This is a genomic window from Baaleninema sp., from assembly GCF_049974805.1.
Lineage (GTDB): Bacteria > Cyanobacteriota > Cyanobacteriia > Cyanobacteriales > Geitlerinemataceae > Baaleninema.
This window is the reverse complement of record NZ_JBNGCO010000102.1, coordinates 2,851-17,439: the sequence shown is the minus strand read 5'-3', so window position 1 is coordinate 17,439 and position 14,589 is coordinate 2,851. Positions and strand designations below refer to the sequence as shown.

At 54.8% G+C, this 14,589-nt stretch carries 10 protein-coding genes, 1 tRNA gene, 2 pseudogenes and 1 riboswitch; of the genes and pseudogenes, 3 read left to right on the top strand and 10 right to left on the bottom strand.

The features are described from left to right. Positions 1 to 197: 197 nt before the first annotated feature. Positions 198 to 782, top strand: a pseudogene (locus ACP5D4_RS17195) (zinc ribbon domain-containing protein); the annotation flags it as partial. Positions 783 to 819: 37 nt separating this feature from the next. Here ACP5D4_RS17195 and ACP5D4_RS17190 read toward each other — a convergent pair. The 7 genes from ACP5D4_RS17190 to sppA form a co-directional block, all read right to left on the bottom strand. Further along, positions 820 to 892 (bottom strand) — tRNA-His (locus ACP5D4_RS17190). 127 nt (positions 893 to 1,019) lie between these two features. Continuing rightward, entirely contained in the window at positions 1,020 to 2,063 is a 1,044-nt protein-coding gene (locus tag ACP5D4_RS17185; protein ID WP_428012842.1) for a leucine-rich repeat domain-containing protein, read from the bottom strand. Positions 2,064 to 2,128: 65 nt separating this feature from the next. Continuing rightward, complete coding sequence (locus tag ACP5D4_RS17180) at positions 2,129 to 2,746, bottom strand: hypothetical protein (protein WP_428012841.1); 618 nt, start codon at positions 2,744 to 2,746, stop codon at positions 2,129 to 2,131. A gap of 98 nt (positions 2,747 to 2,844) precedes the next feature. Continuing rightward, positions 2,845 to 5,871: a GAF domain-containing protein gene (locus ACP5D4_RS17175; RefSeq protein WP_428012840.1), complete on the bottom strand. Its 3,027-nt coding sequence runs from the start codon at positions 5,869 to 5,871 to the stop codon at positions 2,845 to 2,847. 356 nt (positions 5,872 to 6,227) lie between these two features. Further along, positions 6,228 to 7,934, bottom strand: coding sequence for a DNA repair protein RecN (gene recN, locus ACP5D4_RS17170; protein ID WP_428012839.1), 1,707 nt, complete (start codon positions 7,932 to 7,934; stop codon positions 6,228 to 6,230). Between the two features lie 91 nt (positions 7,935 to 8,025). Next, positions 8,026 to 8,433, bottom strand: a complete 408-nt coding sequence (gene aroH / locus ACP5D4_RS17165) for a chorismate mutase (protein WP_428012838.1) — start codon at positions 8,431 to 8,433, stop codon at positions 8,026 to 8,028. A 44-nt stretch (positions 8,434 to 8,477) separates the two neighbouring features. Continuing rightward, positions 8,478 to 9,299: a signal peptide peptidase SppA gene (sppA, locus tag ACP5D4_RS17160; RefSeq protein WP_428012837.1), complete on the bottom strand. Its 822-nt coding sequence runs from the start codon at positions 9,297 to 9,299 to the stop codon at positions 8,478 to 8,480. 274 nt (positions 9,300 to 9,573) lie between these two features. On the opposite strand from sppA, the gene ACP5D4_RS17155 reads away from it, so the two are divergent. Together ACP5D4_RS17155 and ACP5D4_RS17150 are read left to right on the top strand one after the other, a co-directional pair. Continuing rightward, positions 9,574 to 10,635: a DMT family transporter gene (locus tag ACP5D4_RS17155; RefSeq protein WP_428012843.1), complete on the top strand. Its 1,062-nt coding sequence runs from the start codon at positions 9,574 to 9,576 to the stop codon at positions 10,633 to 10,635. Between the two features lie 57 nt (positions 10,636 to 10,692). Beyond that, positions 10,693 to 12,081, top strand: coding sequence for a peptidoglycan-binding protein (locus ACP5D4_RS17150; RefSeq protein WP_428012836.1), 1,389 nt, complete (start codon positions 10,693 to 10,695; stop codon positions 12,079 to 12,081). 266 nt (positions 12,082 to 12,347) lie between these two features. Next, positions 12,348 to 12,485: riboswitch (guanidine-I (ykkC/yxkD leader) on the top strand. Between the two features lie 302 nt (positions 12,486 to 12,787). Here the strand turns inward: ACP5D4_RS17150 and ACP5D4_RS17145 are convergent. From ACP5D4_RS17145 to ACP5D4_RS17135, 3 genes and pseudogenes are all read right to left on the bottom strand, one after another. Continuing rightward, a complete protein-coding gene (locus tag ACP5D4_RS17145; RefSeq protein WP_428012835.1) occupies positions 12,788 to 13,252 on the bottom strand; it encodes a hypothetical protein in 465 nt (154 codons plus the stop codon). 196 nt (positions 13,253 to 13,448) lie between these two features. Next, on the bottom strand, positions 13,449 to 14,312 hold the full coding sequence (locus tag ACP5D4_RS17140) for an inositol monophosphatase family protein (protein WP_428012834.1): 864 nt from the start codon (positions 14,310 to 14,312) through the stop codon (positions 13,449 to 13,451). Continuing rightward, a pseudogene (locus tag ACP5D4_RS17135) lies at positions 14,309 to 14,589 on the bottom strand (hypothetical protein); the annotation flags it as partial. The gene ACP5D4_RS17140 and the pseudogene ACP5D4_RS17135, both read right to left, overlap by 4 nt.

Below are 14,589 nucleotides of genomic sequence, written 5' to 3'. Positions count from 1 at the left end.
GTAACTACCTGTGGGTAGGAATCACCGTCCTTCTAGGGCGGTGAGGATGTCAAACTATCTGGCAGGGAGCAAGATAGAGGGTTGCGCGTTCCAGGCAGGCTTACAGACTGCCCCAGGAGTTTAATCGTCGTCGCACCGTTCAAATCAGCGTCACCCCTCCAACCGCAAATCGGGGGATAGGGGGCGAAGGGGGGATAGGAATGCTAGGCAAACACACCCTAGATGCTGGGCTGGGACAATTTGTGAATCAGATCCTTCCCTGGGTGTGCTGGAAGCGTGATGTGTATTACGGCAAGGTGGACGCCCGTGGCACTTCTCAGGAATGCCCAGATTGTGGGGCAAAGGTTCGCAAAGACCTCTCAACTCGAATCCATCACTGCCATAACAGCGGGTCAATTAAACCCCGTGATGTGGCGAGTGGACAAGTTATCTGTACCCGTGGGCAACGGGGAATCGAAACTGCCTGTGGAGGGGAGGCAGCGGGGGCTGAGGTGGCTCAGTCTAGCTGGCACCTGTTGAAGCCGGAAATCTTTGGGGCGACCCAAGGAATCTCCCTGCATACCCAGAACGGGTTGCTGGGAGAGGATGTCAATCTCGTGACTTATTTCCGAGGGCGACCCGTTTGGGGTACGGTGTGGGGTGGCTCCTGCAACGAGCCAACTGACTCGTCGATCTTCTCACTCCGATTGGAATTTGATTTTCTGCCCGAACTGGTAAGAATTACAGCAATTTCTAGAGAACGCCCACCAGCATCGATGGCTGGGGGCGCTGCGTTCCGGTAAGTCCAAGGGTTTTGTAAAAGACTGGTGATTTAAAAAGGGCGGACGATGGGACTCGAACCCACGAATGGTGGAACCACAATCCACTGCCTTAACCTCTTGGCTACGCCCGCCATGTGTTGGACGCCTTATGTTTGGCGTTTTGCTATTATAGCATCTAATTTGGGGATGGCAAGGGCGATCGCGAAAAAATTTGAAAAAGAGTCGCCGCCGCGTTACCTGCAACGCGGCGACAGCGGCTTAAAAGCGACAGGCACGATCGGGCTTTACGGGACAGGTGGGGTTTTCGATGGGATTGTCCGTCAGCAGCAGTCGCGAGAGGTTCGTCAGGGAACTCAACGGCTCGATATCGGAGATTTGGTTGCCGCTGAGAAACAACGCCGTCAATCCCGTTAAGTCTGCCAACGGCTCCACGTCGGAAATTTCGTTGTTGTTGAGAAACAACTCGTCCATTGCGGACAGTCCTTGTAACGGCCGCAAATCGGAGATTCTATTACCACTTAAATCGATTTCTGTCAACGCCAACAAAGGACGCAAGGGCTGTAAATCGCGAATTTGGTTGTTGCTGAGGGCAATCCAAACCAAGTTTTCCATGTCCGAGAGGGGCGATAAATCTTCGATTTGGTTGCGGCTCAAATCCATGCCGTCTAAGTTAGATAGCGAGGTGAGGGGACTGAGATCGGAGATTTGATTGCCGTCGAGGAAGAGGGCTTCGAGTTTTGTCAGGGAAGACAGCGGACTGACATCGGATACTTGGTTGTCCCGAACGCTCAAACTGATGAGTTGGTCTTGGTTGGCGAGAGGCGATAAATCGAAAACTTGGTTGCTGTCGAGGTTGAGTTTGATTAAGTCTAAGTCTGCCAGGGGCGATACGTTGGAAATCTGATTGTTGGAAATCAGGAGTTCTTGCAGGTTCGGCAGTTCAGCCAACGGCGATAGATCTTCGATTTGATTGAGACTTAAATCGAGTCGTCGCAGGTGAGGGAGGGTCGCCAGGGGACGGAGATCGGAAATTTCGCGGACGCTGAGGTTGAGTTCCTCGGAGGCGGCGAGGGTTTGGGCGGCGTCGATGCAGTTGTTGGCCTCGGCCAGGTCGAGTAAGGCGTCGATGGTTTTTTGGGTTTCGGGTTCGAGGCGATCGCTCTGCAAACACAACAACCCAAACGCCCGGGAATCGGAGGTTTGCGATCGCGCCACAGGAGGCTTAACGACATCGACGGCGACGGAGAGGGCGATCGCCGCCAGGGTGGCAAAAATCGATCGATCGATCGAAACAGTTGACATCAGTTGCTTCGCGCTGGGCGCGTCCGTCCGTTTAAACTTGAAAACGTTCAAATCGATTCGTTTGACTATTCTTTTAAATTCCGATACAACCCTTGCGCCACATCGAGCAAATTGAGGAGTTGTTGCCACTCCGGGGCGTCGGGGTTGCTGCTGCGCGATCGCTGCTGTTCCAAGCGACCTTTTAACAGGCTCATCAACTTGGACGGCGAGGCATTCTCGAGGTTTTCCCCGTGGGACGGTGTGGTTTCCGCCGTCTGAGACGGCGTAGGGTTTTCCTGAGAGGAGTCCGACGAGGAAGACTCAGACGCCGAATCCATCGGGTTTTCGAGGAGCGTCTGAGCGCGTTCGGCCAAATCCAGGGCGCGAATCGAGGCGTTGTCCGGCAGTTTCGGCAAGTCTGACAAGTACACCTGCGCCAGTTCCAAAAACAACTTGCGGGCGTCGTGAGTCCAAGCCAACTCGGGGTAATGTTTCCATTGCGCCTCCGCAATGCCGCGCGATCGCGCCTCGTCTAACAAGCGTCCGGCGGTTTCCGCCATCGGCCGGGCTTGTTGAGCCACGTGCATGGGCAGCTTAGGCAAATCGCCCAAACACGCTCTCGCCAGTTCTAACAGAAGCTGTCGGACGAGTTCGATCCATTCGTATTCAGAGGACTGCCAGTTTAGATCGATCGTATCTCGCATTTTTAACTGCTTTGCTTGTTGAAATCGACACCCGATTTAATCTCGAGACTCCCGAAGGCGACGCTCTCAAAAACCCCGCTTTCGGGCTGTGTGGAAAACTACTTGTTCGTCAGCTTCCAAACCCCGTCCCAATCTTCTGCCGGAGGTTGCTGTTCAAATAGCATACAACGCTCGATATGTAATTTGGCCGCCTTATTCTGCGGATCGATTTCCAAAACCTTTTGAAATTCTTCCCGCGCCTGGTGGAACGACTGTTTGGATTTTGCCTTCAACGGCGGTTTCGCCAGGTCGATGAGTTTCTGAATCTGGGCGGTCGAGAGTTCGGCAGCTTCCTCCCGCAACATATCTCGGACTTCCGAAAATCCCGTAAATTGCAAGAGTTTTTCAATCCATAATTTCTTCAGCAAACGGGGGGTCATCTGCTTGAGTTTAAACGGTAGCAACCGTTGAATATCGCTTTCGGAGAGTTCGTTGAGGTCTTCGGTGACGAGCAACCGTTTGAGGGTCGATTCCGTAAACACCTCGATGGCCTTTTCCCGAGTCATCGCGCCCAAGAACCGCCGCAAGAGTTTCTCAGGGTCGTAACCGAGGCTTTGTAGTTCCTCGTCCGATATTCCCTCCAATTGCGCCAACAGAGGCATAAAGTCCTCCATATCGAGTTTTTCCCGGGCGGGTTGCAGGTAGTAATGGCGTCCCTGGTGATAGTGGTCGATAATCCGTTGTTGGTCGTCGCTCACGGGGGTGGCCAGTTCCCCTTCCGTCACGGCGATCGCTTCGTAAATGGTCACGGGTCGAGTTTTTCCTTTGACCGTGATGAAATCCAACTCTCGAACCACCAAGCGATGGGCGTTGGGCTGATAGGTTTGTTCGCTGATAATCAAATCGGTGCCGTACTGTTTGCTGGCCCCTTCCAAACGCGAGGCTAAGTTCACGCCGTCGCCGATGGAGGTCAGTTCCATGCGTTTGCTGGAGCCGATGTTACCGCTGACGACGCTATCGGAGTGAATGCCAATCCCGATTTGGATAGCCATTTGACCGCTGGCTACCCGTTTCTCGTTAAATTCCGCCAACCGCTGGCGCATCGCGATCGCCGTTTGTATCGCGCACCATTCGCGGTCTTCCAGGGGCGCCGGAGAGCCGAACACCGCCATTAGCGCGTCGCCGATGTACTTATCGAGGGTGCCGCCGTACTGAAACACGGCGTCTACCATCTCTTCAAAGTACTCGTTGAGCATCGTCACCACTTCTTCCGGTTGGAGTTTTTCCGTGAGGGTGGTGTAGCTGCGGATATCAGAAAACAGCACCGAGACCTGTTTCCGTTTGCCGCCGAGGCCGGTGTCGCCGCTGGCCAGGAGGGCTTCAGCCACTTCGGGCGTCATGTACTTGTACATCAAGTTTTTGACTTCCATTTCGTCGCTGATGTCCTCGAGAACCACCAGGGCGCCGTTGACTTTGCTGGGGTCGCTGGCGTCGGCCATGGAGTTGATGGTGAGGTTAACGCTCTGGCCGTCTTTGCGATCGACCACTTTTAAAATTTGGTTGGGATAGTACTGCTGTCGGTCTTTCTCTTCTTTGGGGTCGAGGGCTGCCTCGAACCACTCAGCAAACTTCCCTTCTTGCAAGTGAACCATTTCCCGCAGGTTCATGCCTTCGAGCAGTTCCTCTTCCGCAAAACCCAGGAGTGCTTTCGCGCATTCGTTGGCGGCGATGATGCGTCCTTGCTTGTCGGTCGAGATGACGCCGTTGGTGAGACTGCGAAGGATGTCTTTTTGCCGTTGTTCTTGTTGTTTGACTGTCTCGAACAGTTTGGCGTTTTGCAGGGCGACCCCAGCTTGGATGTTAAACGCCTGCATGAACTCCATGTCCGTGCGGTTGAAGCTGGCTTTCCACTGTTCCGGGGCTTCGGGCCAGGTTTCGGGGTCGTAAGGGGGATATTCCCCTTGTTTTTTCTTGTTGATGAGCTGGGTGACGCCGATGAGTTCGTTGTCGGAGTTGAACACCGGCATACAGAGCATACTACAGGTGCGATATTTAGTTTTTTGGTCGGTTTCCTTGGAGGTTTGCGATCGCTCGTCGTCGTAGAGGTCGAAGGGAATCAGTAGCGGTTCGCCGGATTCGGCCACCATTCCGGCAAACCCGGCGTGACGGGGGATGCGCAGTTCGCCGACGCCGGGAATTTTCGTCCAGAGTTCTCCTTTTTCTTCGTCGAGAAGCCAGAGTGTGGAGCGATCGGCGTTCATCAACTCTTTGGCTTCGTCCATCACCCGTTTGAGGGTATCTTCGAGGTCGAGGCTGCTCTTACTCAGAGAGTTAACGGCACTCATTAACGCCGAAGCCGCCCGTTGTTTTTGAGTGGCGGCGTAGAAGGATTTCGAGGATTCGAGAATCAGACGGATGGAGGGGGCGAACTCCCGAAAAACCTGTTCGTCTTCGCTGGTAAACCCGTTTTTATCGATTTTTTCTTCGAGGGGGGCGTCCTCGTCAGCTTCGATTTTGAGTTTGTTAATCAGTTGCACCACTGCCACGAGATCCTCTGTCTCTTCGTTGAGCAGAGGCATCGTCAGCATTGTATAGGTGCGGTAGTTATTCTTTTTATCGAATTTCTTAGCGGTTTCCGATCGATCGTCGTCGTAGAAATCGTAGGGAATGTTAATAATTTTTTTGAAGGTGGCGGCTTCCCCAGCAATTCCGGCGGTGGCGGGAAAACGAATTTCTAAGGCGTTACCCCTTTCGTCTTTGGCGACGATGGTAAAGAGTTCGTTTTTCTCTTCGTCGAGGAGGAAAATCGTGGTGCGATCGGCGTGGAGTAGCTCTCCGGTTTTGAGGGCGATCGATCTCAACATTTCGTCGAGAATCGCGTCGAATCCTTGACTTTCCAGCAAGCTATCGAGCATCCCCAAGGTTTGGTTGACCACCTTGAGTTTTTCTTCGACTCCCCGCACGACGTCAGTAAACTTATCGCGGTTGAGCGGTGCGAGGAATTCGCCGAAGCTTCCTTTTGTAGTGGCTAGAGCGCTACTAGACGCCGCCTGCTGGTGAACGGCTTTCGGCTCGTTATACTGAGGTTTGACATCGATCGTCACGTCAGTATCTACGGCGGGCGTTTTCGGAGATGCAGATGTCATAGCTCTTGACGGAGAAGCTGATACGGTGAACAGACGGGCAACTGTCCGCGAAATTTATTGTCGGTTGAAGTCGAACGAGAGAGAAAGGCGCAGTCGATCGATCGGCGAGGCCGGCCGACACATCCTCAGTGTACCCGCCGATCGATTTTTGTGGAGTGTCGCGGGGAAATTTGCGATCGCGTGTTGATGCTCTATCCGTTTTGGGGGGGTGAGCGGTGGAGTTTTTGAGAATCGCGTTGGCATAGGGGTCTTTGGTACTTATTATTACCAATTCGGAGGAGATCTGTCGGCCGGGAAAACTCGGAATTTATCCGAACTGCTCGAATGGGTAGCTCGATCGCCGCTCCCTCATCCCTTCATCCCCTCATGACCTCGCGATCGCCTTTGAGTATCGATCGCAGGCGTTCGGCGCGATCGAGCAATTCGTCGGCGAAGGCGGAGGCGGCGGAGTCGCTGGCTTCGCCTTCTCCCTGGCCGCTGGCCAGTTGAGCCAGTTCGCGGCGTCGTTCGCCCTCGTCGAGAACCCGAACGCTGATGACCGTGCGTTCGCCGCGACCATTGATCGCGGCTTCTTTCGCCACGTGAAAATGGCGGTCGGCCATGGCGGCGACGAGGGGTTGGTGAGTCACGCAGAGGACTTGATGTCGTTGGCTGAGGCGATAGAGGGTTTCGGCGATGGTACCGGCGACGCGGCCGGAGACGCCCACGTCAATTTCGTCGAAAACCAGGGTTGCCACGTCGTCCACCTCACTAAAACAGGCTTTCAAGGCCAGCAAAAAGCGGCTCATTTCGCCGCCAGAGGCAGTTTCGCTGAGGGGTTGCAGGGGTTCGCCGGGGTTGGCGCTCAAGAGAAAGGTGACGCGATCGCTCCCGGTGCGGTTGGGGGGGATTGGGGCGAGATCGACTTTGAATTTAACCTTTTCCATGGCCAGGGGTTTGAGGGCGTCCACCAAGCGCAGTTCGAGCTTTTGGGCGGCTTGGCGTCGCAGGTGCGTCAACTGCTGACAGGCGGCGTGGAGTTCCTCTCGTCGGGTTTGACAGTGGCGTTCGAGGGTTTCGATCGATCGATCGCCGTCTTCGAGATCGTCGAGTTGTGCTTGTAACGTGCGATAGCGATCGATGGCGTCGGCGAGAGTCGGTCCGTATTTGCGACAAATTTGTTTGAGTTGTCGGATGCGATCGCCGACCACTTGCAACCGTTCGGGATCGACTTCCAACTCGTCGGCGTAGGCGTTAATTTGCTGTCCCGCTTCTTCCACGCGCACCAGAGCTTCCCGCACCAGGGTCAAAATCGATTCCACGCGGTCGTCGAACTGCACCATATCGTCCAACACCGCCTCAGCGTCTCCCAAGAGGTCCGAGGCGGCGGCCGCGTCGTCGTCGCTGTCGTAGAGAGCTTGATAGACGCGGTAGCTTTGCTGTTGCAGTTCCACCACGTGGCTGAGTCGTTGCGCTTCCCGTTGCAAGTCATCGAGTTCCTCGGGACTCTCGAGTTGCGCGTTTTGCAATTCTTCGAGTTGGAACCTCCAGAGGTCCAGTTGTTGCGCCCGCTGTCGGTCTCGATCGAGCCGTTCGGCCAAGGCCTTTTCGGCCTGTTGCAGGCGATCGAAGGCGGAGGCCACCACCTCTCGGGCGGCGAGAAGTTCCCTTCCGCCGTACAAATCCAGCAGTTGCCGTTGGTGGGGCGTTTGCCCCAACTGCACCGCTTGACCCTGGGCGGCGATTTCCACCACCCCATCGCGCCATTGCAGCACATCTTTTTGATTAGCGGCGCGTCCGTCAAAGCGGTATTTACTGCGACAGCCTCGCCGACTGGCGATTAAATCGCGACGACAGGCGACCACCTCCTCACTGAAAGCAAAAGTAGCTTCGATGCAAGCGCGATCGGCCCCCGTTCGGATAGCGCGACGGCTAGCCTTACCACCGAGAACCGCATCGAGGGCGTCGAGGACGATGGATTTCCCCGCCCCCGTTTCGCCGGTCAAGACGTTTAGCCCCCGTCCGAACTCCAGATGGAGGGAGTCGATGAGGGCGAAATTTTCGATCTGCAAGCGCAGCAGCATAGACCTCGAGCGATCTGAACGAACCGCTTGGCCGAACCACCTACCGCCCCGCCCAGGGGGGCGGGAATCTGTTCTGGAACCCCCTCTCGGACTACTGAGAGCCGACCGTCGAGAGGTTCCAATCCGGTCGCAGGCTTTGGGCGCGGCGTAGGTAAGGGTGATAGACCCTTGCCGAAGCGGGTAAATTGACGTGAAGGAGGAAGCGCACGCAGCGTTCGAGATCCTGTTCGACGTGCATATGTTGGACATCGAGCAAGGGAACGTTTTCCCAACGGGGACGCGATCGCGCCACTGAAGCTGGAAACAGCGTATCGAGATCTCGCGTGACCGAGAAGGTCAAGCTGATAATTTGCTCGGGTTCGAACGAGTTATGTCGCTCGAGTTCGTCGAGCAGTTCTTCGACGGCGCTGCGAATGGCTTCGGCCGAATTTTCGGGAACGGTCGTCGCCCCCCGAATCGCTCGTACTGTCCAGTCCGCTTCCACTACACAAACCTCCATATTATCGCGATCGATTTTTTATCGTATTTACTTATTCGATGTCGTTAAGGACGGTACATCCACAGGGGTAAACCGCTCGTAGACAGTTCAAATTCTAACCACTCTCCGAGACTCGAGAGGCGAGAGACGCTGGCACTCGAGCGAAACAGACGCGCCCACAGGGGTTTTCGGGTTTCGACGGTACAGAACTCCGTCCGGTTGGGGTCGAGTCCGGCCAGTTCGGCGGCGGTGCGTCGCGCGTCGTCTTCTGTACCGAGACTGTCCACCAGTCCCAGAGACAGGGCTTGCTGTCCGTTAAAAATGCGACCGTCGGCGAATTCCCGCACGGTTTCGACGGCTAAGTTGCGGGATTCCGCCACCGTTTCGACGAACTGTAGGTAGGTGGTATCGATGAGTTCTTGCAAGATGTTTTTTTCCGAGTCGGTCAGTTCGCGATCGAAGGCCAAAATATCTTTGTACGGCCCCGATTTAATGGTTTTAAAGGACACTCCAATTTTATCGAGAAGCCGTTCGAGGTTATTTCCACGCAAAATCACGCCGATACTCCCGGTAATGGTTCCGGGATTGGCCACGATGCGCTCGGCGCCCATGCCAATATACACGCCCCCAGAGGCGGCCAGATTGCCGAAACTGGCGACGATTTTGATGCCTGTTTTCTGGCGGAGTTGTTTGAGAGCTTGATAGATTTCGTGGGAATCGGCGACAGTTCCCCCAGGGCTGTCAACGCGCAGCACGAGGGCGGGAAATTTGCGGCGTTCGACGGTTTTTAAGGCTTCGAGGACTTTTTCTCGGGTTGTTGAGGCGATCGCGCCCGTGACTTCGATGCGGGCGATTTGCTTGCGAAATTTTCTGAAAAACCCAACCATAGGTTGCTTTATCGGTAGTTTCGAGAATACGAACCAGTGCTAGTCGAGTGTAACAGGAACGCTCGGTCAATGGCGATCGAGAGGGCGAGTCGGGGAGCTTTCGGAGAGGGGGAGCTTTCGGAGATACTGTTCCCGGTTCCCGGTAGAAGGTGAAATCGATCGCTTAACATAAATATACAAAGATCGAGATCGGCCAGGGAGATTCGCAGCGATCGAGCGGTTGAGCGAATCTCTCGACTGGACGAACTTACAGAAGACAGACAATCGGGAACTTATGGCAAACAACTCCAATCATCTCGAGTGGAACGGACAGGCGTTTTTCCTGCTGGCACCGTTTTTCTTTTGGGGGACGGCTATGGTGGCCATGAAAGGGGTCATTCCTCATACGACGCCGTTTTTTATGGCAGGGGTGCGGTTGGTCCCGGCTGGACTCCTCCTGTTGCTGGCGGCGGCGATCGCCAAACGTCCTCAACCGCAAACGCTGAAAGCATGGCTGTGGATTGGTCTGTTCGCCCTGGTGGACGGGGCGCTCTTTCAAGGATTTCTGGCGTCGGGATTGGTAAAAACGGGTGCGGGTCTGGGTTCGGTGGCCATCGACTCTCAACCGCTGGTGGTAGCGGTGTTGTCCTGGCTGCTGTTTGGTGAATTCATCGGTTTTTGGGGCTGGCTGGGCTTGGCAACGGGGCTGATCGGAATTAGCGCCATCGGTTTGCCGGACGAGTGGTTTCTCGCGGCGTTGAACCTGGATTTTGTGGCGACATCGGTTAACATCGATCGCGTGTTCCAACAGGGAGAATGGCTGATGCTGTTGGCAGCGCTCTCGATGGCAATCGGGACGGTGATGATGCCGAAAGTGTCAGAATATGCCGATCCGGTGGTCGCGACGGGATGGCACATGATTTTGGGTGGATTGCCCCTGTTTGGAATTTCGGCTGCGATCGAATCTCAGCCTTGGCAACAGTTAGCCCCGACCGACTGGTTGGCGTTAAGCTACGCCACGGTTTTCGGCAGTGCTGTGGCTTACGGTCTGTTTTTCTACTTCGCCGCTCGAGGAAACTTAACCAGTCTCAGTTCTTTAACCTTTTTTACGCCGATTTTCGCTTTGTTGTTCGGTTATGTGTTCCTCGGTGAAGTGCTGACCCCCGTTCAGTGGGTCGGGGCGAGTGTTACGCTCGTTAGCGTCTATCTGATCGAGCGTCGCGATCGCCTGCCCTGCTTCTCTGACTGGCGAAAATCCCAACCGGCTACTGAGTCGGCGTCGGTTCTCGAAGGCTCTCGAGTTCCAGCTTCTAAAGCGTCTTCGGAAGATTCGGAATCGAAGGTGTTGCGCTCGTAAGTCGGAGAGTGGGTTCTCGAATCGACGAACTCTTAACCCAACGCGCGTTCTTTCCTCATGGCGTCAGTTCCCGATCGTCTGTCTTCTGTCACCAGCCATCGCGTCCGTCGGACGCGGTCGGTGGCGTTTGTCTGTTCCTGGTTAACCTTTTGGACCCTTAACGTCTCCACAGCAACGGCTACAGAGGTTCGGGCTTCTCCGAGAGCGATCGCGATCGTGGCACAAGCGGAAGACCCTCCCCCGCAGTCCGCCGAAGACGCTCCCTCACCGTCACAAGAGAATCTCGATCCGGCTGAGTTGCCCCGTCTCAGTTTGGGCGACGAAGGAGAAGCGGTGGAACTTCTCCAACGGTGGCTTAAAGAATTGGGCTATTTCAAGGGCGAGGTAACGGGAACCTTCGATCTCGCGACAGATATCATGGTGGCGGATTTTCAGGAAAAGCAAGGGCTGCCCGTTGACGGTGTGGTGGGTGAGACGACCTGGGAACGACTGGCCGCCTTGCGCGAAAACACCTCGTCTCCAGACGGCGCGACCCCAGAGGCGACGGCGACCCCAGAGGCGACGGCGGAAGAGTCGTCCCAGGAATCGGCCGGCGGTGGGGCTATCTCTTGGTTGATTTGGGGTCTGGGGGCGTTGGGGGTTTTTCTCATCGGCGGACTGCTGTTTGTTGTGATTTTGGCGATGTTTCGCCAAGATGTGGAATACGAAGAGGGGTTAGAGGCGGAAGATTTCGAGGCGGAAGATTTCGAGGCGGAAGATTTCGAGGCGGACAGGGTTTCTAAACCGCCGTTCGAACCTGCGGACAAGACGGGTGAGGTCGAGGGGAATCAGGTGCCAACGCACTCGCCCAAACCGAAACCCGAGACGCCTCAGACCTCCCAGGAGCCTAAAACGGAGAACGGTTACGGCGATAGTGCCTCGGCCGAACAGACGGCGTCGGAAACCGGGGCGATCGCCCCAACGCCTGCTTCGACGGCTCAGGAGAAAACGGACGCCGTAACGCGCCTGCCGCGTATGAGTATTGTCGAAGCGTTAGTGCGGGATTTGCAGCACCCCGATCCCCAACGGCGGCGTCAAGCGATTTGGGAGTTGGGACAGCGGGGCGATTCTCGGGCGATTCAGCCGTTGGTGGCGTTGCTGACGGATTCGGACTCGCAACAGCGCAGTTTGATTTTGTCGGTGCTGTCGGAAATCGGGACGCGCACGATGCAGCCGATGAAGCAGGCGTTGATGTTGTCGCTGCAAGACGACAGCCCCGAGGTGCGGAAAAACGCCATTCGCGATTTGACCCGCATTTATGATTCCATCGTGCAGATGAGTCAGTTGTTACAACTGAGTGCGGCTGATACGGACGAGGAAGTGCGAGAGACAGCGAAATGGGCTATGTCTCAACTGCAACGTTTGCGGACGTTGTTGCCCTCTGAAGACCGATCGGACGATCGTTAGGGGCGATCGCCCCTTCCGGGTGCAGAACAGTCCTGAAATCCTTGTTAGAAAAGATATTGCTCTATTGCCGGGTATCTGGCTCGAACTTAAATGCATATTTTGTGTATTTTGTCAATCAAAAATCTCGAAAAGTTTTCTGCACCACCGGGGCGATCGACCAGTTGAATCTCAAATTTTGAGCGATTCGGCTGCTTTGTAACTATTGTTACGACTCTGTATTTTTAATGGTGTTAAAAAACAAAAGTAATCAATCGTTTTTGACGATAAACACAAGCTTCTAGGGTTCCGGTTTAAAGATTTGTTCTTTAAATGTCTGGTCTGAGAGAAGCAGGCAGCGTTAATCGATCGCTCCACACCTGAGAAGTTATCGAGCTGCTATACGGCGGGGAAAAAGCCCGGGAATTCGTTCTATATCCTTTTTTTAAAAGGAATAGATACTTCCTGGGCTTATTTTTTTATCGAGAGTTTTTACATATTTTTTTTGAACAAGAGCGCGACGCAATCCCCCACCTCGCGAGAGGCAGGTGGCGTTCAAGAAGTCTGATACCATGGAAAAGACCCATAGCGGCAACGACTTGGGGGTGTGGCTGGGCAAAAGTTCCCAGTCACGCACCGATAGGGTGCGTGACTCGAACAATCAGGTGTGAATCGTAAGACCGAGACATCGTCACGCACCGACCAGATACTATCAACAACTCACGGACGATCAACTCGCCAAAGACTCGTTCGGACGGTTGAAAATTTCTAAAGTTTGACGACAGCAATGTTTGAGTTTTTCTTGCACGTCGGGAACAGGTTCTTTTTTTCCGACGAACTGCCAGTTTTCGATGGTTGAAAACACCCATTGGCGTCCGAGTCCACTGAATCCAGCCACTTCGAGGCCGATGGCGCGAGGTTCGGATTCGACGGTATGAAAGCGAATTTGAATGAGAATGCTACGGCTGTGACACCGGAAACTGTAGCCGGGAAAGTGGAAGCTGATATCGATCGAGTCGGGATCGAGCATTTCTCGCGTTTCGGGATCGTTCGTCCAAGGCTTAAGATCCGATCGCAAATCGGGAAACTCGCCTTTGAACACGTTCACCACAGCCGCGATTTTACTGGCAATTTGGAAGTCTTTGGCTTGTTCGGCAGCGTTCACCGCAAATCCCCCTTTTTTGGTAAACCTCATTACAGTGATAGTGAAAAACAGCCGTCTCTGTTGTTCGTTGCTGACAACTGAGCCAACTGTCTTTATCTTTATTAATAACGCGACTCGGTCGATCGTGAGGGCGATCGATGCCTCTGCAACCCAAGCGAAACCTCCTCCAACAGAGGATTTGGAGGAGGTTTCGGCGATTTGGCTGGGGCGACTGGGTGATGTACTGCTATCGCGATCGCACCGCCTCGAGAAGATCTTGGTGAACCGTCTCCGAAGACGCCACCACCAGACTGGGACGTTCGTAGTTGTCGCACTCGTGTAACGGTGGCGGCGGCGAACCGTCGAAGGTGGTGACGATACATCCGGCTTCCTGCGCCACGAACGCTAAGGCTGCGCCGTCGATGAACTTACCGGAATCGAGAATCGCCCCCGTCAACTCGTTCGCCAGCATTTTGTTGAAATTGGGAACCGCGACCTCTGAGGAGTAATCCACCGCCAAATCAATCACCGTATAGCGGTCTTTCAACGCCTGTGCGATGGGGGTTAACCCCAGTCCCAAATACACCGTCGGATGCTTGGGTTCGATGTAGAACCGCTGCGCGTCCTCGAATTCGTCCTCTAGAGTGCCTCGAAAGGCCCCTTCACCCCGCAAAGCGTAATAGTAGGCGTTTTCGCTGGGAGACAGGGCGAGAACCCCCTGAAATTCGTCGCGATCGAGGACGCAGAGAATCACTTGATAGTTGGGGTGTCCGTCGAGATAAAACCGGGTTCCATCGATGGGATCGAGGGTGACGAGATAATCTCCCGCCTCCCCGAGATCGATCGCCCGGAAATACTTGGTATTGGCGGATTGTTCGTGTTCTTCGCCGAAAAAGCGCACCTGCGGGAAATGCGCCAACAGTGCCACTTCTACGAAGTTTTGAACCGACAAGTCCGCATCGCTTAATGCTGCTGCAAAGGCATTTTCTGGGTAGTCTTTCTGCGGACGGACGCCAATCCGCGATTGAATCTCGCGGGCGTAAGCGCCAGCGGTTTTGAGATAGGGGAGTAAAGTAGACAGGAGAAGGCGCGGAGTGGGAATGTTCGTCATGGAGTGTTTTGTTGTAACTCGGTTTGGGATTCGGAGTCTTCGGATTGAGACGGTTCGCCTTCTGTCGATCGTACCTCGCTCTCTTCCTCGGCGGGTTCCGGTTCCGCTTCGGGTTCTGCGGTTGCAGTGGTTTCGGTGACGGGAACTGTTTCTTCGCTGACGGAGATTTCTGCTTCCGGTTCTGTGGGGGCTGTGGCGTCCTCGGCGGGTTCCGCTTGGCGGGTGGTTTCGGTGACGGGAACTGTTTCTTCGCTGACGGAGATTTCTGCTTCCGGTT

Bases quoted from the DNA above. Each gene is read 5' to 3' on its own strand.
- aroH (WP_428012838.1), bottom strand. From the start codon at position 8,433: ATGGAGGTTTGTGTAGTGGAAGCGGACTGGACAGTACGAGCGATTCGG.
- ACP5D4_RS17155 (WP_428012843.1), top strand. From the start codon at position 9,574: ATGGCAAACAACTCCAATCATCTCGAGTGGAACGGACAGGCGTTTTTC.
- ACP5D4_RS17185 (WP_428012842.1), bottom strand. From the start codon at position 2,063: ATGTCAACTGTTTCGATCGATCGATCGATTTTTGCCACCCTGGCGGCG.
- ACP5D4_RS17175 (WP_428012840.1), bottom strand. From the start codon at position 5,871: ATGACATCTGCATCTCCGAAAACGCCCGCCGTAGATACTGACGTGACG.
- ACP5D4_RS17180 (WP_428012841.1), bottom strand. From the start codon at position 2,746: ATGCGAGATACGATCGATCTAAACTGGCAGTCCTCTGAATACGAATGG.
- ACP5D4_RS17145 (WP_428012835.1), bottom strand. From the start codon at position 13,252: ATGAGGTTTACCAAAAAAGGGGGATTTGCGGTGAACGCTGCCGAACAA.
- ACP5D4_RS17140 (WP_428012834.1), bottom strand. From the start codon at position 14,312: ATGACGAACATTCCCACTCCGCGCCTTCTCCTGTCTACTTTACTCCCC.
- sppA (WP_428012837.1), bottom strand. From the start codon at position 9,299: ATGGTTGGGTTTTTCAGAAAATTTCGCAAGCAAATCGCCCGCATCGAA.
- recN (WP_428012839.1), bottom strand. From the start codon at position 7,934: ATGCTGCTGCGCTTGCAGATCGAAAATTTCGCCCTCATCGACTCCCTC.
- ACP5D4_RS17150 (WP_428012836.1), top strand. From the start codon at position 10,693: ATGGCGTCAGTTCCCGATCGTCTGTCTTCTGTCACCAGCCATCGCGTC.